Raw genomic sequence first — 20,772 nt, forward strand, 5'->3', positions numbered from 1 at the left:
AAACAATAGGCCGGAGCAAGCCGGTAGATTTGGCCATTCGGCTTCTGAATAAGTGGAACACAGAAAAAAACAGCGGGTATGGCTTGTCTCATCCCATTGGATATGGGGCCGGATCTGGTTCATTCCGGTTGCGGACTGCTCGCTGTACCTTTTAAAGGATATACCGCGGATGAACAATCGATCCGCGGTTTTCCATTCTTTTATCCGGAACATTACACCGGCTGATTTTCATCCTCCTGCCGGCGCTATTTATCTTGTCGCCGGGCGATTACCCTGGAAATAGGGTCGTTCCTGCGCCAGTACGCATTCATTGCAGCATGGGCGCCTATCTCGGTGGGTGACTTGCTGGCACTGCATTCAATGGGTATGGCTTTCTCCCTGAAAATAGGCACTGGCTGATTTCTGTTCCTGCGCTGGTGCTGCATTCATTGCGGCATGGAGCCTATCTCGCTGGATGACTTTCATTCTACGGCTGGAGTCATATTCAAGCATGGCTGTCTATCCTGAAAATTTGCGACGGGATTTTCATTCTTCCGCTGGTGCTAAATTTTTTGCGGCACTGGCGTCTGCCCTGAAAATAGGCACCGGCTGATTTCTGTTCCTGCGCTGGTGCTGCATTCATTGCGGCATGGAGCCTATCTCGCTGGATGACTTTCATTTTGCGGCTGGAGTCATATTCAAGCATGGCTGTCTATCCTGAAAATTTGCGACGGGATTTTCATTCTTCCGCTGGTGCTAAATTTTTTGCGGCACTGGCGTCTGCCCTGAAAATAGGCACCGGCTGATTTCCGTCTTCCGCTGGTGCTGCATTCATTGCGGCATGGAGCCTATCTCGCTGATGACTTTCATTCTGCGGCTGGAGTCATATTCAAGCATGGCTGTCTATCCTGAAAATTTGCGACGGGATTTTCATTCTTTCGCTGGTACCAGATTCTTTGCGGCGTTGGCATCTACCCTGAAAATAGGTACCGGCTGATTTCTGTTCCTGCACTGGTGCTGCATTTATTGCAGCATGTGTGCCGGTTCACTCGCTAGTGCCGCATTTAATGCAGCACGGGCGCCGGATTCTTCACTCTTCTTCCCGCATTTGCAGCGCCCGGTTGGCGTTCCGGACATCGTTGTTCAGCAATTGGCTTAAGTTGTAGGCCTGGTACATACCATGTTCATGCATATAGTTGAATACGCGCGCATGCCAGTCGATCGCGCTGTTCAAATGGCGGACAAGCACGGTGCGCAATGCCGGCGTGGCTGTTTCTGTAATGGCAGTCGCATAATTTCGTACAGCCGTTTTGGAAGCGGTCAGCAGTTCACCGGCCTGAAAACCGGGATTGGTTTGCCGCTCCTCGTTTTCTTCTATTTCCTCTTCCCGCGGCGCCTGCGGATAAAACTGCAGAAGGTCGCGAATATTTTTTTCAAGTGCCCGGATCGAAAACGTATACAGTTCCCGAAGCCCCGCATCGGACACATTTCTCACGACGGATTTAAACCGGATCAAACAAATTGTCTGGGATGCAACCAGCTCATGAATTTCCAATGTTTCATGCCAACCTAATGTTCTTGCCACAATAACCCCTCCTTTTTCTTTCACACGTTCCCATTTGTATGCAAACAGCCCGCACATGTGCCTGTTTGGCCGGAAACCGAAATATTTTTACATTTCTTTTCGATTTGCTATGATAAAAATTGAAATCTGAAGAGAAAGGCGGAGGTAAGATGGAAAAACAAAGAAGACTCGGCAAATCGGATTTGTATGTCAACCCGGTCGGCCTCGGCACAAACGCGGTCGGCGGACATAATATTCACCCGAATCTCAACGATGAAACCGGAAAAGAAGTTGTGCGCACGGCAATTGATCACGGCATCAATTTTCTTGATACTGCGTTTATTTACGGGCCGGAACGTTCGGAAGAGCTGATCGGCGAGGTGCTGAAGGAACGTGGCGGCCGTGACAAGGTCGTGCTCGCCACAAAAGGTGCACATAAATTTGTCGATGGAAAAGTGGTGTTTGACAACTCTCCTGCATTTTTAAAAGAAGCGGTCGAAAGCAGCCTGAAACGCCTGCAAACCGATTATATTGATTTGTTTTATATCCATTTCCCGGATGACCATACCCCGAAAGACGAAGCGGTCGGCGCCTTGAAAGAACTGAAAGATGAAGGGAAAATCCGTGCAATTGGTGTTTCCAATTTTTCCATTGAACAATTGAAAGAGGCAAACAAAGACGGGTATGTCGATGTGCTGCAGTCGGAGTACAATTTATTCAAACGCGAGGCTGAAAAAGACTTGCTTCCGTACACAGCGGAAAACGGTATTTCGTTTATCCCGTATTTTCCGCTCGCATCCGGGCTGCTCGCCGGCAAATATACAAAAGATACCAAATTTGAAGGCGGCCGTGCGAAAAATCCGCTTTACCAAGGGGAAACCTATCTCCGCAATTTGGAAAAGGTTGAAAAACTCCGCCCGATTGCGAAAGAAAAAGGCGTGGATGTCGCGCATGTTGTCCTTGCTTGGTATCTCGCCCAGCCTTCCATTGATGCTGTTATTCCGGGTGCCAAACGGCCGGAGCAGGTGATTGACAATCTGAAAACATTGGAAGTCAGCTTGACGGAAGCGGATGTGCAAAAGATCAGCGCCATTTTTCAATAATGTATTTCCACGGTGGAAAAATGTTTTGTGTTGATTGACGCATTTTCCTGTCTTATACTTAAACTAGTATGGTTAAAGGAGTTGGGAAAATGGGTGTCATGGATCTGATCAAATCGCGCCGTTCCATCGGCGTGACAGACGATAAAGAGGTACCGGATGATGTGATTGGAACATTGCTCGAAGCTGCCACATGGGCGCCAAACCATAAGAAAACAGAACCGTGGAAATTCCGCGTGTTTAAAGGGGAAGGACGCGCCAAACTCGGAGAGGAAATGGCCCGGATTGCAGCCCAGAAAGCGGAAGGCCTGAGTGAAGAAGAAGCGGCGAAAAAGATTGAAAAAGCGCGCAAAGGGCCGCTGCGAGCGCCGGTGGTTATTGCGGTTGCCGTCAGCCCTTCCGGCATTGTTCCGGAAATTGAGGAAATCGTTGCGACTGGTTGTGCGATCCAAAACCTGCTGCTTACGGCAACCGAGCTCGGTTTGGCTACAATCGTGAGGACCGGTGACATTGCGCATGAACCAGAATTGAAAAACTATCTGAACCTCGAACCAGCAGATAAAATTGCCGGGCTCATCTATGTCGGCTATCCGAAAAGAGAATTGGACATCAAAGCGCAACGGACACCAGCAGAAGAAAAAACGCAATGGTTTGCTTAAACCCAGGCTTACCGGCTCTTTTCATGGGCCGGTTCGCTTCTGCATGTTAAATTTTCTCAAAAATGGGAAGTTTTAGCCCGGCATTTTTGTAAGCGTAAACAAAAATGCCGCCTCACAATACCCGGACACGACCGGGGAGAGCCGTGCACATACGGTTTGCTTTTTACCCGCAACAAATAAGAAGATTGTGATATAATCAAATTTATACATAGATAAGGAGTTGATCGGTATGGATCAAAGCCCGAATGGACAAGAACTGAGTCGCGGGCTGAAAAACCGCCATATTCAATTGATTGCGATCGGGGGCGCAATTGGAACGGGGCTTTTCCTTGGTTCCGGAAAATCGATACACTTTGCCGGCCCGTCTATTATGCTCGTATACTTCGTAATCGGCTTGGCCCTTTTCTTTATGATGCGGGCACTCGGCGAACTGCTGATGTACAAGCCGATTACCGGATCGTTTACCCATTTTGCTGAAACATTTATCGGACCGTGGGCAGGCTTTATTACCGGCTGGACCTATTGGTTTTGCTGGATTGTAACCGGTATTGCCGAAATTACCGCAGTCGGTATGTATGTTCAATTTTGGGTACCCGATCTGCCACAGTGGATTCCTGCTTTGATTTGCGTCGCTGTTTTGTTTCTCATCAATATTGCGACAGTCAAAGCATTCGGGGAAATGGAATTTTGGTTTGCTATTATTAAAGTTGTCACCATTATTGCCCTGATTGTTATCGGCATTCTCCTCGTGTTCGCTGGTTTTCAAAGCAATGGGGGGCACGCCTCTTTTACAAACCTGTGGCAGCACGGCGGCTTTTTCCCGAATGGCTCAAAAGGGTTTTTGCTAGCGTTTGAAATGGCCGTCTTTTCATTTGTCGGGATTGAACTGGTCGGCGTAACAGCCGGGGAAGCAGAGGATCCATCAAAGACGCTGCCAAAAGCGATCAACCAGATTCCGCTGCGGATTTTACTGTTTTATGTCGGCGCTTTGTTTGTCATCATGTCGATTTATCCTTGGAACCGGCTGAATCCGGATGCGAGCCCGTTTGTCCGGGTATTTGCTGATATCGGTCTGCCGGCTGCAGCAGGTATCATCAATTTTGTGGTGCTCACTTCGGCGGCTTCCTCGTGCAACAGCGGCATTTTCAGTACAAGCCGTATGCTGTATTCTCTTGCAGAAGATGGAAAAGCACCGAAAATATTTAAAAAGTTAAACAAGCGGAATGTCCCGGCACCTGCTTTGCTTGGTTCAACGATCATGCTGTTAATCGGCGTTATGCTGAATTATTTTATGAAGAGCACGCAAGTCTTTACGCTTGTCACAAGCATTTCATCCATCTGTTTTGTCTGGGTGTGGGGCGTCATTATGGTTGCCCACTTGCGTTTCCGGAAAAATATGCCGGAAGAAGCGGCCAAAATCTCTTTTAAATTGCCGTTTGCCCCGGTCATCAACTGGATTGTACTCTTGTTCTTTGTTTTTGTCCTCGTGGTTCTGGGGATAGCAAAAGATACGCGTGTTGCCTTATTTGTGACACCGGTATGGTTCATCCTGCTTGTCATCGCTTACGGCCTGACACGAAAGAAGAAAAGCATTTAACAAAAACCCGTTTGGAAAGAGGATTTCCAAACGGGTTTTTCTCTTTTATATAGGGTCAACAACCTGTGTCTTAAAATATAAAAGACTTCATCTTTGAAAATACGATTTTGTCTTCTCTATACCTTGAATCAGCTTTCAAGTGCAAGCTTTTCTCTGGACTTTCTAAAAAAACCATTTAAATTTTTGCCAAAACTGTCAGCATCCTTGCCAAATCTAGGAATTTTGCGTGTTCAGCAAGCCCTACGTTAAGGAGTCGTGGAAAAATGAAGGCCTTTCTTTACATAGAGGGCGTCTACGTTAAGGAAGCGTGAAAAAACGAGGCTCTTCCTTAACCTAGAGGGCGTTTATGTTAAGAAAGCGTGCAAAAATGAAGGCTTTTCTTTACATAGGGCCCATCTACGTTAAGGGAAGATGACTATGATGCAGCCGAGGAACTTGTATCCCAGCAAGATGATCTTAAAACGCAACTCGATACTTTGAACAAACAGGTCGATGTTGCACAAGCTGACTTGAAAAATGCAAAATCAGAATTAAAATCCACTCAAAGCAAAGTGGATGCCAAGAAAAAGGACCTTGCTTCATTGACAGGACAGGTGCAGAAAGCGAAAAGTGCACCAAAGACGCTGGCAGCCGGCAGATATGAAGTTGGCAAAGACATCCCGGAAGGAAGGTATAAAGCCACGCCGGTTGGTGAAGGATCGAACTTCGTCACTTTTGACGGAGAAGGTGTACCAGATGTGAATACGATTCTTGGCGTAGATGGCGAAGCTTCCTATACATTTATGGTCTATGACGGCTACACGATCCAGACAGAAGCAACGGTTAAGCTTACCCCAATCGATTAGCATCCACTCCAATTGTTACACGGCACATACCAGCAAATCCATTAAAAAAACCGGGGACCAATGCCCCGGTTTTTCATCACTTCATCTATTATTTTATCCCTCTCATCAGCCGTTTGATGACCGGTGCGTAGAGGAGCAGGAATATGCCCAAAATGACCGAAACAAGGCCGACGCCGCCGAAGTAGATCACTTCATGGTTGGCGCTGTACAGTTTGACAAGCTGGGCGTTCAACGTTTGGGCCGCAGCATCAGACAAGTTCCAGAGGCTGAGCATTTGCGCCGAGAATGCGGCTGGCGCCAGCTTTGTCGATACACTCAAACCAACCGGTGACAAGCAAAGTTCCCCGATCACGACAAGGAAGTAGCTCAATACAAGCCAGAGCGGGCTCACGAGCGACGAAGAGCCGTTAAAGTAAGCCGGGGCCATCATGACCATATAGGACAAACCAGCAAGGATAAGCCCAAACGAAAATTTAACCGGTGTAGACGGCTGCCTGTCTCCCAGCTTCACCCAAAGCGAAGCCAAAACCGGCGCAAAGACGACGATAAACAGCGGATTCAATGTCTGAAACCAGGACGGTAAAATATGAATGCCGGCAAAATTCAGCTGTGTCCGCTTGTCCGCATAGACGGCGAGCAAACTCGCGCCTTGTTCTTCAATCGCCCAGAAGACGATGGAAGCAATAAATAAAGGAATATAAGCCAAAATGCGTGAGCGTTCGTCTTTCGATGTTTTTTTGCTAAAGTACATCATAAAGAAGTACCAGGCAGGAATCAAAAATCCTAAAATGCTGACGATGGTAATAAAGCTGTTCAGATTTAAAATCCGTGTCGGAATGGTAATCGCCAGCAAAATAATCAGGACGACAGCTCCTACGCCGATTTTGGTGAAAGTCGATCTTCTTTCTTCCGGCTTCAACGGGTTGTGCACAACAGAGCCGGCAAGCCCAAGATTTTTCTTCCTGGACATGGTGAATGCGATCAAACCGAAAAACATTCCGATCGCTGCAATACTGAAGCCGAGATGGTAATTGTACCCCTGACCGATTGTTCCGACAATGAGCGGCGCAATGAAGGCCCCGAGGTTAACCGCCATGTAGTAAATGCTGAAACCGGAATCGCGCCGCAAGTCTTTTTCATCATACAATTCCCCGACGGTTGAAGCGGCATTTGGTTTTAACAAGCCTGTCCCAAGCACAATCAGCACCATGGAAACGATCAGCGCCGGGAACCCTCCCGGAAAGGACAACGCAATATGCCCGAGCATAATCAGCACTCCGCCGTAAAAAACGGTTTTGGCGGAACCGAGCAGACGGTCTGAAATCCAGCCGCCGATAATCCCCGACATATAAACAAGCGCGCCGTAAATCGAAGCAATCGATGCGGCTGTTGTCGGGTCCAATCCCAACCCGCCGTTTGACAGGCGGTCATACATGTAGTAAATCAGAATCCCTTTCATCCCGTAGTAAGAGAATCTCTCCCAAAACTCTAGGAAAAATAAAGTCGACAACCCTTTTGGATGACCAAAAAATCCGGTCTGTGGAACAGTTGCCAGAACTTTTTTCTTGTCGATTGTTGACATGCCATTGCCTCCTTGTAAAAATCACATATTGGCATAATTTGTGAAATTAACTGAAAAATAAGTGCTGGTTTTTTCGGGGAATGAATGCGATAGATAAAATATTAACGTAAAATGAGAAAAAAATAAAGATTAATTTTTTGGCAAATTTGTGTGCGCCATTGTTAAAAAAGGCTGGAACCCGCATGAAATAAAGGATTCTGAGCTAGGAAAATATTTAAAATGAATTTTTTTCCTAGATAAAGGAAACGTTTTCATAAATTAAAATAAAGGTAAATTTCATATAATTTATGTTAAAAGTAAGTTTCTGATGAAAGGAAAAAACCTGCGGCAGCCACCGCAGGTTTTTCCGTTAGGATTCTCGGTTAAAATCGCATTCCTGTAAAGAAACGACTTTTGTCTTTTTCACAAATTTATAAATGAGCCATACGGCAATAAAGATGGGCAGGCCAATATACGAGACAAACACGCTTCCCCACTTAATATGGTCTCCCAAAAATGCCTGGTAGTTTTGCCCGAGAATGACGACCGTACAAACGGCAAACGCAAATAGCGGGCCGAATGGGAACCATTTTGAACGGTAAGGCAGGTCGCTCAAAGCTTTGCCTTGTGCTACATATGCACGGCGGAATCGGTAATGGCTGATGGCAATGCCGAGCCAGGCGATAAAGCCGGATAAGCCGGATGCGTTCAGGAGCCAGTTGTACACTGCCCCGTCGCCGAAGAAAGATGCAAGGAAAGCAACCGTTCCGACAAGCGCAGTGACAATCAGTGCATTCACCGGCACCCCGCGTTTATCCAGTTTCCCGAGGAATTTCGGCGCTTTGCCGTCGCGCGCAAGTTCCCAGAGCATCCGCGTTGACGCGTACATGCCCGAGTTGCCGGCAGAAAGAACAGCCGTTAAAATAATCGCATTCATGACAGAAGCCGCAAAAGCAATGCCGGCACGCTGAAATACAATTGTGAACGGGCTCATCGTAATGTCATCGGCGGTTAATCTCGAATCCGTGAACGGAATCAACAGGCCGATGACAAAAATCGCCAGAATATAGAAAAGCAAGATTCTCCAAAATACAGATTTCACAGCACGCGGAATGGTCTTTTCCGGATCTTCGCTTTCACCGGCCGCAACCCCGAGCAGTTCTGTTCCCTGGAATGAAAACCCGGCTGCCATAAAAACCCCGAGCACGGCCAGGAATCCGCCGTGGACTGGGCCGTCTGCAATCGTAAAGTTAGAAAAGCCGATTGTTTTTCCGCCCATAATCCCGAAAATCATCAGTGCGCCGACAATGATAAAGGCAATGACGGTTACGACTTTAATGATTGCAAACCAGTATTCAGCTTCCCCGAACCCTTTTACAGATAAATAATTTAATAAGAACATGATGAGAAGGCAAGCCGCACTCCACACGATCGAAGGCATGTGCGGGAACCAGAATTTCATGATAATGGTTGCTGCTGATAATTCGGCTGCGATCGTGATCGCCCAGTTGTACCAATAGTTCCAGCCAAGCGCAAATCCAAGTGCCGGATCAACAAATTTTGTTGCGTACGTGCTGAAGGTGCCTGCAACCGGCATGTAGGCGGCCATTTCTGCAAGGCTTGTCATTAAAAAGTACACCATGACGCCGATTAATGCATAAGCGAGAAGCGCACCGCCAGGCCCCGCGCTGTGGATTGCCCCGCCGCTTGCCAGAAAAAGCCCGGTTCCGATTGATCCACCGAGGGAAATCATGGTCAGGTGGCGGGATTTTAATTTCCGCTTCAGCTTCGTCAATTCACCCTTTTTTGCAACGGGAACCGCTCCGGCTGCAGTGCTTTGCCCATGATAGAAGTCATCCATCCTTGATTCACTCCTTTTTATATAGGAAGGAGCAGGGAATAAACAAAAATGCCGCAGTCGTGGAGACGCGGCATCAAAGCGTATACCCTCCATCAACCTTCCGAAGATAGCTCAACACATATGCGAGGGGGAATCGCATATGTGACAGTTCTGTTCCTGTTCGGAAACAGCCCCAACATGGCACCGCGGGATCCGGCACCACGTTTCGGCAGCTTTTCCTTTCAACCGGAGTCTTAAACTTTACCCGTGTCTCGTCCGATTTACTCATAAAAGCTGCGACCTCTACCTCACCGGATTTGATGAGGATTTTTTATTCCATTTGATTTACATATTATTATAGTTATTTTTTTAGGGAAAATCAATAGAAAAGGAAGCAGAACGGAGTGGCAAAAATATATGGGATATAAAATGGGCTTAAGTTTTTACATCAAGCCCGGCACTAATTTGCATGATTGACTTTTTGCAGCGGGCAACAGCACGGCAATATTTTGTCCATTTTATATACAGGCTTATTGGCAAACATCTGCCTCTCCGTGCGAAAACTGCAAACGCCTGATTGGGATGGTTCGTTGGCTGAAAAGGAGGGGCTACCGCTTTTCCGCGGGTCACAAACAGGCAGGATGACAGCCTGATTCGTGTTTTTTTCAAAAAGGCCTTTACATCTGCCTGCTTTTTTATATAATACAAATGAAAGTAAACTTAAAGTTTAATAAAACAGAACTTCCTTGCCTTTGAGTTTACAAATGCTAAACAAATGGGAAGGGCTTATGATGGAAATTGGGAAAAAGATTAAAAACTTAAGGTTGAAAAAAGGACTCACCCAGGAGGAACTTGGAGAGCGCACGGATTTAAGCAAAGGCTACATTTCCCAGCTTGAGCGGGATTTAAGCTCCCCCTCGATTGACACGTTTTTTAATATATTGGAAGTGCTCGGCTGCACGCCAAAAGAATTTTTTGATGAAGAAGAGCGTGAACAAAAAGTGGTATACGGGGAAGAAGACCAGACCGATTATCTCGATGAAGAGCGCGGGTATAAAATCCAGTGGCTCGTCCCGGAGTCGAATGAAAAGGAAATGGAACCGATCCTGCTCACGCTTGAGGAAAAAGGGGAGTTTAAAACCTTTGAACCTTCTTTATCGGAAACCTTTGCCTATGTATTAGAAGGCCGGATTTCGGTGCGGCTTGGCAAACGCCTGTACCGTGCGAAAGCCGGAGAAGCCATTTATTATCATGCATCCGATGAGCATCAGATACTGAATGACGCGGAAGGCCGGTCCAGGCTTGTGCTCGTTGCCACGGAATCGTATCTGTAGGCTGCATGCGGAAAGAAGAGGAGGACAGCAATGAACAGCGATATCATCATTCGTTTTGACCATGTCACGAAACAATACGACGATGATCCTGCTATTTTGGATGACGTCAGTTTTGAAATTGAACGTGGAAAATTCTACACCCTGCTCGGGCCGTCGGGTTGCGGGAAAACAACCATTTTGCGCCTGATTGCAGGATTTATTGCGCCGACAAAAGGAAATATTTACATCAACGGAAAAATCGTGAATGACGTTCCGGCCAACCGGCGCCAGGTCAATACCGTTTTCCAGGATTATGCGTTGTTTCCGCATTTAAATGTGTATGAAAACGTCGCGTTCGGGCTGCGCATTAAAAAAATGAAGGCGGCTGTGATTGACCAAAAAGTAAAAGAAGCCTTGAAGTTTGTGAACCTGGAAGGCTATGAAAACCGGGAAATCAGCGAAATGTCAGGCGGGCAGCGGCAACGGGTCGCGATTGCGCGCGCGATTGTCAATGAACCGGAAGTGATTTTGCTGGACGAACCGCTTTCCGCTTTGGATTTGAAGCTGAGGACAGAGATGCAGTATGAACTGCGCGAACTGCAGCGCCGCCTTGGCATTACGTTTATTTTTGTCACGCACGACCAGGAAGAAGCGCTTGCGATGAGCGATGAAATTTTTGTCATCAATAACGGGAAAATTCAGCAGAGCGGGACGCCGACCGATATTTATGATGAACCGATCAACCGCTTTGTGGCGGACTTTATCGGCGAGTCCAATATCCTTCCGGGAAAAATGATCAAGGATTTTGTTGTGGAATTTAACGGCCGTGCGTTTGAATGCGTAGACCGCGGCCTTAACCCGAACGAGCCGGTTGAAATTGTCATCCGCCCGGAAGACCTGGAGATCACGACGCCGGAAAAAGGAAATTTGAAAGTGCGGGTGGATACCCAGCTGTTCCGCGGCGTCCATTATGAAATTTGCTGCTACGATGAAGAGGGAAATGAATGGCTTGTCCACTCGACAAAAAAAGCAAAAGTCGGGGATACGATCGGCCTTTATTTTGAACCGGAAGCGATCCACGTGATGAGATTCGGCGAAACGGAAGAGGAATTCGACCGGCGCTTGGAAGCGTACGATGAGGTCCGGCCATGAAAGTGAATGCACGCGCTTTTTATCTCGTTCCGTATTTGCTGTGGATCCTTCTTTTTGTAGTCGCACCGATTTTGCTCATTCTCTATTATTCTTTTTTTGATATTGAAGGGCATTTGTCGCTTGTCAACTATGAAAAATTTTTTACGCCCGTTTATTTGAAAATGGCGCTGAGCTCTTTTTGGTATGCATTTTTGATTACGGCGTTTACGCTTTTAATTTCGTATCCGACCGCCTATCTTTTGACAAAATCGCGGCATAAGCAGCTCTGGCTCTTATTAATCATTTTGCCGACATGGATCAATTTGTTGTTAAAAGCGTATGCGTTTCTCGGGATTTTCGGCACATTCGGCCCGGCCAACTCGTTTCTTGAATGGATTGGCATTGGGCAAAAGCAGATTTTATTTACAGACTTCAGCTTTTTGTTTGTGTCCACTTATATTTTTATCCCGTTTATGATTTTGCCGATTTATAACGCGCTTGAAGAACTGAACCCGGTCTTTATGGATGCGGCACGCGATCTTGGCGCCTCGAAATGGACCACGTTCCGCCGCGTTGTGTTTCCGCTCACGCTGGACGGCGTCAAATCGGGGTGCCAGGCGGTCTTTATTCCGTCTCTGTCACTCTTTATGATTACGCGCCTGATTGCGGGAAACCGTGTCATTACGCTCGGTACGGCAATTGAAGAGCATTTCCTTGTCACACAGGATTGGGGGATGGGGTCCACGATCGCCGTCTTTTTAATCATTGCCATGGTCGTCATTATGATTGTGACCGGCAACCGGAAGTGAGGGATGAAGTTGAGAAAAAGATGGAAATGGTCAAACTTGTATCTGATATTTGTATTTATCGTCCTTTACGCGCCGATCTTTTATTTAATGTATTATTCGTTCAACAAAGCAGGGAACATGCATGAATTTACCGGTTTTACATGGGAATGGTACAAGGAAGTGTTCCAGGACACGCGCCTTGTGATCATTGTCATCAACACGCTTGTGATTGCGCTTCTCGCATCCGCGATTTCAACGGTGATCGGTGTGATGGGGGCGCTCGCGATCCGGTTTGTGAAAAGAAGAAGAACGAAAAATGCGCTGCTTTCGCTCAATAATGTGCTGATCGTAAGCCCGGACGTCATTATCGGTGCTTCGTTTCTGATTTTATTTACGATTGCAGGAATCAAGCTCGGCTTTACGTCTGTTCTCGTTTCGCACATCGCTTTTTGCATTCCGATTGTTGTGTTGATGGTGCTGCCGAAACTGCAGGAAATGAGCCCGACTTTGATGGATGCGGCGCGCGACCTCGGGGCGAGCCAGTGGGATGTGTTGTCAAAAGTGATTCTCCCGTATATTACGCCCGGTATTTTTGCCGGTTTTTTCATGGCGCTCACGTATTCGCTCGATGATTTCGCCGTCACCTTTTTTGTCACCGGCAACGGCTATTCCACGCTTTCCGTTGAAATTTATTCACGGGCGCGCCAGGGGATTTCACTCACGATTAACGCGCTGTCAACGCTGCTCTTTTTCTTCTCCATTATCCTTGTGATCGGGTACTACCTTATTAACCAGCGCCAGGCCCGCACGAACGGAATGGGGGTTAAAAGATGAAACAGTTGTTGCGTGTTTTCATTGCGATACTCGTGGTTGCCCTTGCCCTGCAGTTTCTCGCCGGGCGCATGAACCAAACGGAAGGCTACGCAGGCGGCAATACGCTTACGATTTACAACTGGGGGGATTATATCGACCCCGCCTTGATTAAGAAATTTGAAAAGCAGACCGGCATCAAAGTCATTTACCAGACTTTCGATTCGAACGAAGCCATGATGACGAAAATCTCCCAGGGCGGCACAACGTTTGATGTTGCGGTTCCGTCCGAATATATGATCGAAAAGATGAAAAAGGAGAACTTGCTGATTCCGCTTGATCATTCGAAGTTGCCGAACTTGAAATATATCGACCCGCGCTTTATGGATTTGCCGTTTGACCCGGGAAATAAATACTCGGTGCCTTATTTCTGGGGGACGGTCGGGATTGTATACAATTCAAGCATGCTCGGCGGCAAAAAAATTACAAGCTGGGATGACCTGTGGGATCCCGATTTGAAAAATCAGATTCTGCTTGTGGACGGCGCCCGCGAAGTGATGGGGATGGGGCTCAACAGCCTGCATTACTCGCTGAATGACACGAATGAAAAACATTTGCAGCAGGCAAAAGCAAAACTTGACCGGCTGATGCCGAATGTGAAAGCGATCGTCGGTGATGAAATCAAGATGCTGCTGGCCAATGAAGAAGCTTCGCTCGGGGTTGTCTGGTCGGGAGATGCGGCTGAAATCATGTCGGAGAATAAAAAGCTGAACTATGTTGTGCCGAGCGAAGGCTCCAATCTCTGGTTCGACAACATGGTTATCCCGAAAACAGCGAAAAACGTAGATGGCGCCCTGAAGTTTATCAATTTTATGCTCGATCCGAAAAACGCCGCGCAAAACGCCGAGTATGTCGGTTATTCAACGCCGAACAAAGCGGCTCTGAAGATTTTGCCAAAATCGATTTCCGGCGACCGCCGTTTTTATCCGGATGCTGCACTCACAAAGAAACTGGAAGTATATAAAAACCTTGGCAAGAAAAAACTCGCCCGCTATAATGAGCTATTTTTGGAATTTAAAATGCATACCAAATAACGAAAGCCGTCCCGGATGCGCGGGGCGGCTTTCAAAATGATTACGGACGAAAATAACCGGCGGAATGTCTTTTGAAGTGGGCACGGACATCACTCGGGTGGCGATTGAAATATTTTTTGGAGGTTTGAAAAGGCCAAAAGCGGCTTGGTTGGTGTTCGAAATGTCCTTTTGGGGGTTTGAAAAGGCCAAAAGCGGCTTGGTTGGTGTTCGAAATGTCTTTTTGGAGGTTACAAAAGGACAAAAGTGGCTTGGGTAGTGTTCGAAATGCCTTTTTGGAGAGCTCAAAAAGACAAAAGGAACCCGGGCAGTGATCGAAATGTCCTTTTGGAGGGCTCAAAAGGACAAAAGGAATCCGGGTAGCGATCGAAATGTCCTTTTGGAGGGTTCAAAAGGCCAAAAGTGGCTTGGGTAGTGTTCGAAATGTCTTTTTGGAGGTTTGAAAAGGACAAAAGTGGCCTGGTTGGTGTTCGGAATGTCCTTTTGGAGGCTTCAAAAAGACAAAAGGACCCCGGGTAGCGATCGAAATGTCCTTTTGGAGGTTTCAAAAAGACAAAAGTGGCCTGGTTGGTGTTCAAAATGTCTTTTTGGAGGTTTCAAAAGGCCAAAAGCGGCTTGGGTAGTGTTCGAAATGTCTTTTTGGAGAGTTCAAAAGGACAAAAGGGACCCGCCCACCAATAGAAATCCTTCATCGAGATTATGAAAGACAAAAGAGAGACGGCAGCCCTCGGAAATGTCCTTCATCCCGCGCATGAAGGACAAAAGGGGATCCGCCCGCCCTCGGAAATGTCCTTGATCGCGGGCATGAAAGACAAAAGGGACCCCGCCCGCCCCCAGAAATGTCCTTCATCACAGGCATGAAAGACAAAAGGGGATCCGTCCGCCCGCAGAAATGTCCTTCATCGCAGCCATTTGGGCGACCTGCGTACTCGGCCATAAAAAAAGCAGGGTCTGGCCCCACTTTCGCCTTACGCTCTTCGCTTTTCCATATCAATATACAAATTCCGGTATGCATTCGATTCCGCCTGCATGCCGAGTTCGTGATAAATTTTTGACAACCATTTGACCGGGGTTGGGTCGTTTTCCCGCAACTCCATTTCCCAGCTGAAACAGTCAAGCGCCTTGTCGTATTGCCCAAATTCAAAATACAATTCTCCGAGCAGCGATTGCTTGTCGGGATCGTCCGCCATTTGGTGCATTTGCTCCACTTTGCGGATGGCCGGCAAATGCCCCGCCGCTTTCTTGAACGGAAGCAGCCATTCCATTATATAGGAAGTGTCCCGGTGCTGTAACAAATATGAAATGCACTTTGCCGCAAATTTCTCTGCCTGTGCCGGGTGCCCGGAAAAAAGTGGGGCAAGCCGGTTCAGCGTTTCCACATCTGTATGGCCATCCGGGCTCCATGATTCAAGCATATTTTCCACTTTTTCCGCCTGTTTCGCACTAAGCTGAATCTGTTCCTCAAGCATCATCGGGATCATTTTTTCCAGTTGTTTTGTCTCAATATAAAACTTCAGTAAATCCTGCTGCAGCGGTTCAAACTGCCGGATGCGGGCATAAAGATTTTCCAAAATGGCCATTTTTTCCGCCTGTTCAAAATGCGCCTCCAGCCGCTCAAGAAGGGCTTTGTAACCGGCATCGGATGGCGCCGCCTCCATCTGTTCAAGGCTTAACGCGATTTCGTCCGCCCACCGGTTTTGCGCCCGCAGCAGGCTGCAAAGTTTTGCAAAAGCATCGGTATCCGGCATTTTCTCATATAAAAGTTTTTCGGCATAAAGGGGGTCTTTCCGGATCAGTTCGGGTGAATAGGATTGAAAGAGTTTGTCGTACTTAATCAGATTTAAATCGCGGGACATTTGCTTGACCCAGCTTTGCTTCGGCGCAAAATCTTTTAAGATGCGGAGGATGCGCGCGCACTGCAATAGCTGGCCGTTGCGGCGGTATTCGTAAAAGATGGACTGGATATATTCAAAGAGCTTCCGTTTCGGGACAAACGATTCGAAAAACGTGGCAATCCAGGCGGCTTCAAGTGGCGGGAACAGTTTCTCCATTTTGCCGGTAAGCTGGGCAAAATGAACGGTTTTAAAAGAGCAACCCGGCTGGAAAAGCAAATCAATCAGCGGATGGGGAGGCTCCAGCACAATGCAGTCACGGAAAGCCTGCGCCACTGCGGACTGCCGTTTGATTTTGGCGGCGGGTACCGCGTTCAAATAATGGTCCTTGTAAAAAATCACATACCACAGGCGGCCATCATCACCGGTTGCCTCGACAAATTTGCCCTGCAAAAAAACGGCCATCCTTTCTATATCCGCGTGAATCACGTGTTTGCGGTCTGTAATGGTCAATTGGGCTGCCATAAAATCCCCTCCTTGATAGTTTGATTATACCATACGAGAGCGGGATTGCGACCATCGGATATTCCGTAGCAGGCTCACGATTTTGAAGGATTGCGGGTTGTTCCAAGAAAGATTTTAGGCCCGTTTTTGGCGCTGAACCACCGTTGGCAGGCAAAAGATCCGTGGCAAAAGCCCGCCGCAGGGTTAAATTGCGAATTGATATGCTTACCCGGCCCCGGGTAAACGTATCAGGGGCCTTCACGAAAAAGCTTCGCGGACGTTCTTTTATTTCATATGCAAAGTTTTTACGCTGCCATGTTCTATTACGATGCAAATACAACAGTTTTTGCTGCCGGCAAACCGATACGGATATATCCGGGCAGGCCGGAAAAGCGTGATAAGGGTTACAATTTCTTACAATAAAAATTTTTTATTAATTTGTTATATTTCTATATTGATAAATTTTCAATGAAAAGTATAATAGAGATATGCAATTATACAAAAATTTTGGGGAGGATGAGAGATGAGCATCTTTCAGACAAAAGCAATCGCAAACCTTGTAGAAGAGACCCAGGGCAAGCAAGGGCTGAAAAAAGCGCTTGGTGCACTCGATCTCACTTTGCTTGGGATCGGCGCCATTATCGGCACAGGCATTTTCGTGCTGACAGGTGTGGCAGCAGCAAACTATTCCGGCCCTGCACTCGTCATTTCCTTTATCCTGTCGGGCCTCGCATGCGGATTTGCTGCCTTGTGTTATGCAGAATTTGCATCAATGGTGCCGGTTGCCGGAAGTGCTTATACTTACGGGTATGCGGCGCTGGGTGAATTTTGGGCATGGATTATCGGTTGGGATTTAATTTTGGAATACGGCCTGGCGGTTGCGACCGTTGCGATCGGCTGGTCCGGATACGCCGTGAACCTGCTCGGAAATCTCGGAGTCCATCTGCCAAAAGCGCTGACGCTTGCACCGATGGACGGCGGCATTGTCAACCTGCCGGCCATTCTCATCATCGCTTTGGTTGCCTGGCTGTTGTATTCAGGGGTCCAGCAGACATCCCGCCTGAACGGCATCATCGTAGCCATTAAAGTGGCCGTTGTCCTGTTGTTTGTCGTGCTTGCTGTCGGGCATGTAAAACCGGTCAACTGGCATCCGTTCATGCCGTTCGGGTTTAAAGGCGTGCTTTCGGGCGCAGCGGTTATTTTCTTTGCTTACATCGGTTTTGATGCTGTGTCGACAGCTGCGGAAGAAACGCGCCGCCCGCAAAAAGACGTGCCACGCGGAATTTTGTTCTCCTTGTTAATTTGTACCGTGTTGTATATCATCGTTTCCGCCATTTTGACAGGCGTTGTCAAATTCAGCATTTTCGGCAGGCCGGAAGCTGCTTCTGCTCCAGTTGCTTATGCATTGCAGCAAATCGGCATTCACTGGGGTGCGGCACTGGTTTCCGTCGGGGCCATTTGCGGGATTACTTCCGTATTGGTTGTCATGGCATACGGGCAGACGCGTGTATTGTTTGCCATGTCGCGTGATGGACTTTTGCCTAAAATTTTTTCAAAAGTCAGTGAAAGGAGAAAAACCCCGGCGACTTCAACCGTTCTGGTCGCGATCGTAACCGCGGTCACAGCCGGGTTCCTGCCGATCAATATCGTGGCTGAGATGACCAATATTGGGACGCTTGCTGCATTTGTGATTGTATGCGTGGCAGTCATCGTGCTCCGATATAAACGCCCGGATCTGGAACGCCCGTTTAAAGCGCCACTTGTGCCAGTCCTGCCAGCCCTTGGCGCGATTTGTTGCACCATCCTGATCGCAAGCCTGCAGCCGGCAACTTTGATCCGTTTCGCTGTCTGGTTCGCAATCGGCATGGTCATTTACTTCGGATACAGTATCCGCCACAGTGAGCTGCAGCAGGGAGCGAAAAAAACAGCATAAAATCCAAAAAAAAATAGATGGCCTGTTTCAGCAGGTCATCTATTTTTTGAATTTTTTTACGTTTTGTTATTGATCGTTTACGACAATATAAGCTGCTTTAACTGGCCCATGGACGCCGACGATCAAGTTCATTTCAATGTCAGCGGAGTTGCTTGGGCCTGTAATAAAATTGATGCACGACGGGACGGTTTCCCCGTTTTTGATTTTTTCGCGGATCTTTAAGGCGGCCTGCGTCATACGCGGGACAATCGTGCTTTTCGGCACAATCGCGATATAGGTTTTCGGCAGCAGGCTGACCGACCGGCCGCGTTCTTTACTGCTGAATAAAACCACCGTGCCGGATTCCGCCAATGTGATATCACTGAACGTAATCCCGACATTCGCTTTCTCGCACAGCGCAATATTTTTTTCGCCGATTTCGGGATCCCAGACATGGGTTTCGATTCCCATTTTCGGCCAGCCTTCCTCAATCAGCGGGGTTAAACCGAATTCCCCGAACCGCTTGTCATTCCAAAGCGAGACAGGCCCGCCGCCGTACAGTTCGACAACTTCGTTTAATTTTCCGGGCAAAGTTTTTGCATCCGTTTCAAAAAAATCAACATGGACACTGAGCGACTGCTGGCGCAATACTTCCAGCAGTTCCTCCTGGTTTGCATTTGGCAGTACATCATATTGCGGCTTATGCTTGTAATCCGGGCGGGCAACACCGGATACAACCGGTTTGCGGCCGAGCCTGCCGGCAATATTTTTTAAAAATGCATCCCGGTTTTGGATGGCTCCGTTCATTTTTTCTGCCCCCTGTCTTTTTCCCGCTTTTCAAACCAGTCGCGGAAAGGTTCTTTGTTCGGCGCAGGGAAATCGCGCACATCCGTCCACGGTTTCATCGGGCCAGGCCCTTTGTGGATCAAATCGTCTTTTAAAAACGGGCGGACGACTTTGGAAGCCATTTTTGCGCCTGCCCCGTAAATCCCGGGTTTTGAAGCGCCGACGCCGAATGCTTTCATCAGCAGCCGTTCCGCTACCGGCGAGCGTTTTTCTTTTTCCGCGATCACTTGGCGGTGCTTGATCAAAAGCTCATGCAGCGGAATTTTCACCGGGCAGGCTTCCGTGCAGGCGCCGCAAAGCGAAGAGGCGTACGGGAGTTCTTTGTATTTGTCGTATCCGCCTAAAAGCGGGCTTAATACCGCGCCGATCGGTCCCGGGTAAATGGAGCCGTACGAATGGCCGCCGATATTCCGGTAAACCGGGCAAACATTGATGCAGGCTGCACAGCGGATGCACTGCAGCACTTGTTGGAATTCCGTCCCGAGAATATCGGAACGCCCGTTGTCGACAATCACGAGGTGGAATTCTTCCGGCCCGTCGACTTCGCCTGCTTCTTTCGGGCCGGTCACGGTTGTAATATAGCTCGTCAGCCGCTGACCGACCGCGCTCCTCGTTAAAAGGCTCACCAAAACTTCAAACTCTTCGTAAGTCGGGACCAGCCGTTCCATCCCCATCACAGCGATCTGTGTTTTCGGAAGGGTTGTGACCATGTCGGCATTCCCTTCATTTGTGACAAGGCCGACCGATCCGCTTTCGGCAATGGCAAAGTTGCAGCCGGTAATCCCGATTTCCGCTGATAAAAATTCTTCGCGCAAAACTTTACGTGCAAACGCGGCCAGCTCCTCCGGTTTTTCTGTGCCGGTATAGCCGAGGCGGTCACGGAACACGTCGCGGATTTGATCTTTGTTTTTGTGCAAAGCCGGCGCGACGATATGGGAAGGATGGTCGCCGGCCACCTGTAAAATGTACTCGCCGAGGTCGGATTCGACAACAGTGCTGCCCGCTTCCATCAGGGCTTCGTTCATGCCGATTTCTTCCGTCACCATCGATTTCGATTTAATCACTTTTTTCGCGTTTTTTTTCTGCACGACTTCTTTAATATACCGGCTCGCTTCTTCAGCGGTCTGGGCAAAGAAGACATGGCCGCCGCGTTTCGATACATTTTCGCTTAATTGATATAGATAATAGTCCAGATTGTTTAAAACATGCTGGCGGATTTCTTCGCCGAGCGAACGCCATTCTTCCCAGTTTCCGAGTTCATTGGCCGCTGCCAGCCGGTTGGTTTGCAGCCGTTCCTGGGCACTTCGGACGGCACCGCGCATAAAATCATCGTTGATGCCTTCTTCGACCCTGCCTTTAAATTTTTCATCACTAATCGATAAACCCATTTTTTTCACCCC

Annotated in this window: 18 protein-coding genes and 1 riboswitch; of the genes, 11 read left to right on the forward strand and 7 right to left on the reverse strand. The window is 48.0% G+C overall.

Going from position 1 to position 20,772, the window contains the following annotated elements:
* Positions 1-484 precede the first annotated feature (484 nt).
* A complete protein-coding gene (locus tag NSS95_RS01360) occupies positions 485-685 on the reverse strand; it encodes a hypothetical protein (protein WP_017550899.1) in 201 nt (66 codons plus the stop codon).
* A 384-nt stretch (positions 686-1,069) separates the two neighbouring features.
* Entirely contained in the window at positions 1,070-1,564 is a 495-nt protein-coding gene (locus NSS95_RS01365) for a spore coat protein (RefSeq protein WP_326242383.1), read from the reverse strand.
* A gap of 149 nt (positions 1,565-1,713) precedes the next feature.
* Between NSS95_RS01365 and NSS95_RS01370 the strand changes: the two genes are divergently transcribed.
* The 4 genes from NSS95_RS01370 (at position 1,714) to NSS95_RS01385 (ending at position 5,744) form a co-directional block, all read left to right on the forward strand.
* Positions 1,714-2,646: an aldo/keto reductase gene (locus tag NSS95_RS01370; protein ID WP_035189134.1), complete on the forward strand. Its 933-nt coding sequence runs from the start codon at positions 1,714-1,716 to the stop codon at positions 2,644-2,646.
* Between the two features lie 89 nt (positions 2,647-2,735).
* Complete coding sequence (locus tag NSS95_RS01375) at positions 2,736-3,302, forward strand: nitroreductase family protein (protein WP_046721353.1); 567 nt, start codon at positions 2,736-2,738, stop codon at positions 3,300-3,302.
* 229 nt (positions 3,303-3,531) lie between these two features.
* On the forward strand, positions 3,532-4,899 hold the full coding sequence (locus tag NSS95_RS01380) for an amino acid permease (protein WP_014096321.1): 1,368 nt from the start codon (positions 3,532-3,534) through the stop codon (positions 4,897-4,899).
* Between the two features lie 476 nt (positions 4,900-5,375).
* Positions 5,376-5,744 carry a hypothetical protein gene (locus NSS95_RS01385; protein WP_017550895.1) on the forward strand — a complete coding sequence of 123 codons (369 nt, stop codon included), beginning with the start codon at positions 5,376-5,378 and terminating at the stop codon, positions 5,742-5,744.
* 88 nt (positions 5,745-5,832) lie between these two features.
* On the opposite strand, the gene NSS95_RS01390 is transcribed toward NSS95_RS01385, so the two are convergent.
* Positions 5,833-7,326 carry a peptide MFS transporter gene (locus NSS95_RS01390; protein ID WP_061087285.1) on the reverse strand — a complete coding sequence of 498 codons (1,494 nt, stop codon included), beginning with the start codon at positions 7,324-7,326 and terminating at the stop codon, positions 5,833-5,835.
* 349 nt (positions 7,327-7,675) lie between these two features.
* Positions 7,676-9,166 carry an amino acid permease gene (locus NSS95_RS01395; protein WP_061087284.1) on the reverse strand — a complete coding sequence of 497 codons (1,491 nt, stop codon included), beginning with the start codon at positions 9,164-9,166 and terminating at the stop codon, positions 7,676-7,678.
* Positions 9,167-9,265: 99 nt separating this feature from the next.
* Positions 9,266-9,459: riboswitch (Lysine riboswitch) on the reverse strand.
* A gap of 477 nt (positions 9,460-9,936) precedes the next feature.
* On the opposite strand from NSS95_RS01395, the gene NSS95_RS01400 reads away from it, so the two are divergent.
* From NSS95_RS01400 to NSS95_RS01425, 6 genes are all read left to right on the forward strand, one after another.
* The gene (locus NSS95_RS01400; RefSeq protein WP_061087283.1) at positions 9,937-10,479 is read left to right on the forward strand and encodes a helix-turn-helix domain-containing protein; all 543 of its coding nucleotides are present in this window, start codon (positions 9,937-9,939) and stop codon (positions 10,477-10,479) included.
* 30 nt (positions 10,480-10,509) lie between these two features.
* Positions 10,510-11,610 carry an ABC transporter ATP-binding protein gene (locus NSS95_RS01405; protein WP_118498396.1) on the forward strand — a complete coding sequence of 367 codons (1,101 nt, stop codon included), beginning with the start codon at positions 10,510-10,512 and terminating at the stop codon, positions 11,608-11,610.
* Positions 11,607-12,398 (forward strand): ABC transporter permease, encoded by a 792-nt coding sequence (locus NSS95_RS01410; RefSeq protein WP_017553710.1) that lies wholly within the window; start codon positions 11,607-11,609, stop codon positions 12,396-12,398. Before NSS95_RS01405 ends, NSS95_RS01410 begins: the two co-directional genes overlap by 4 nt.
* A gap of 3 nt (positions 12,399-12,401) precedes the next feature.
* Positions 12,402-13,211: an ABC transporter permease gene (locus tag NSS95_RS01415; RefSeq protein WP_017553711.1), complete on the forward strand. Its 810-nt coding sequence runs from the start codon at positions 12,402-12,404 to the stop codon at positions 13,209-13,211.
* Positions 13,208-14,281 carry an ABC transporter substrate-binding protein gene (locus NSS95_RS01420; protein WP_061087282.1) on the forward strand — a complete coding sequence of 358 codons (1,074 nt, stop codon included), beginning with the start codon at positions 13,208-13,210 and terminating at the stop codon, positions 14,279-14,281. The genes NSS95_RS01415 and NSS95_RS01420 overlap by 4 nt, the downstream gene beginning before the upstream one ends.
* Positions 14,282-14,345: 64 nt before the next feature.
* Positions 14,346-14,537, forward strand: a complete 192-nt coding sequence (locus NSS95_RS01425) for a hypothetical protein (RefSeq protein ID WP_061577150.1) — start codon at positions 14,346-14,348, stop codon at positions 14,535-14,537.
* A 709-nt stretch (positions 14,538-15,246) separates the two neighbouring features.
* Here NSS95_RS01425 and NSS95_RS01430 read toward each other — a convergent pair.
* On the reverse strand, positions 15,247-16,635 hold the full coding sequence (locus tag NSS95_RS01430) for a hypothetical protein (RefSeq protein WP_013858238.1): 1,389 nt from the start codon (positions 16,633-16,635) through the stop codon (positions 15,247-15,249).
* A gap of 502 nt (positions 16,636-17,137) precedes the next feature.
* Here NSS95_RS01430 and NSS95_RS01435 point away from each other — a divergent pair.
* Positions 17,138-18,547 (forward strand): amino acid permease, encoded by a 1,410-nt coding sequence (locus NSS95_RS01435; protein WP_026684229.1) that lies wholly within the window; start codon positions 17,138-17,140, stop codon positions 18,545-18,547.
* 66 nt (positions 18,548-18,613) lie between these two features.
* Here NSS95_RS01435 and NSS95_RS01440 read toward each other — a convergent pair whose 3' ends face one another.
* Both NSS95_RS01440 and NSS95_RS01445 read right to left on the reverse strand, forming a co-directional pair.
* Positions 18,614-19,333, reverse strand: a complete 720-nt coding sequence (locus NSS95_RS01440; protein ID WP_013858240.1) for a LutC/YkgG family protein — start codon at positions 19,331-19,333, stop codon at positions 18,614-18,616.
* Positions 19,330-20,760 (reverse strand): LutB/LldF family L-lactate oxidation iron-sulfur protein, encoded by a 1,431-nt coding sequence (locus NSS95_RS01445; RefSeq protein ID WP_328229378.1) that lies wholly within the window; start codon positions 20,758-20,760, stop codon positions 19,330-19,332. Before NSS95_RS01445 ends, NSS95_RS01440 begins: the two co-directional genes overlap by 4 nt.
* Positions 20,761-20,772 lie beyond the last annotated feature (12 nt).

Origin of the sequence: Weizmannia sp. FSL K6-3076, assembly GCF_038007245.1 — a bacterium.
Lineage (GTDB): Bacteria > Bacillota > Bacilli > Bacillales > Bacillaceae_C > Weizmannia > Weizmannia faecalis.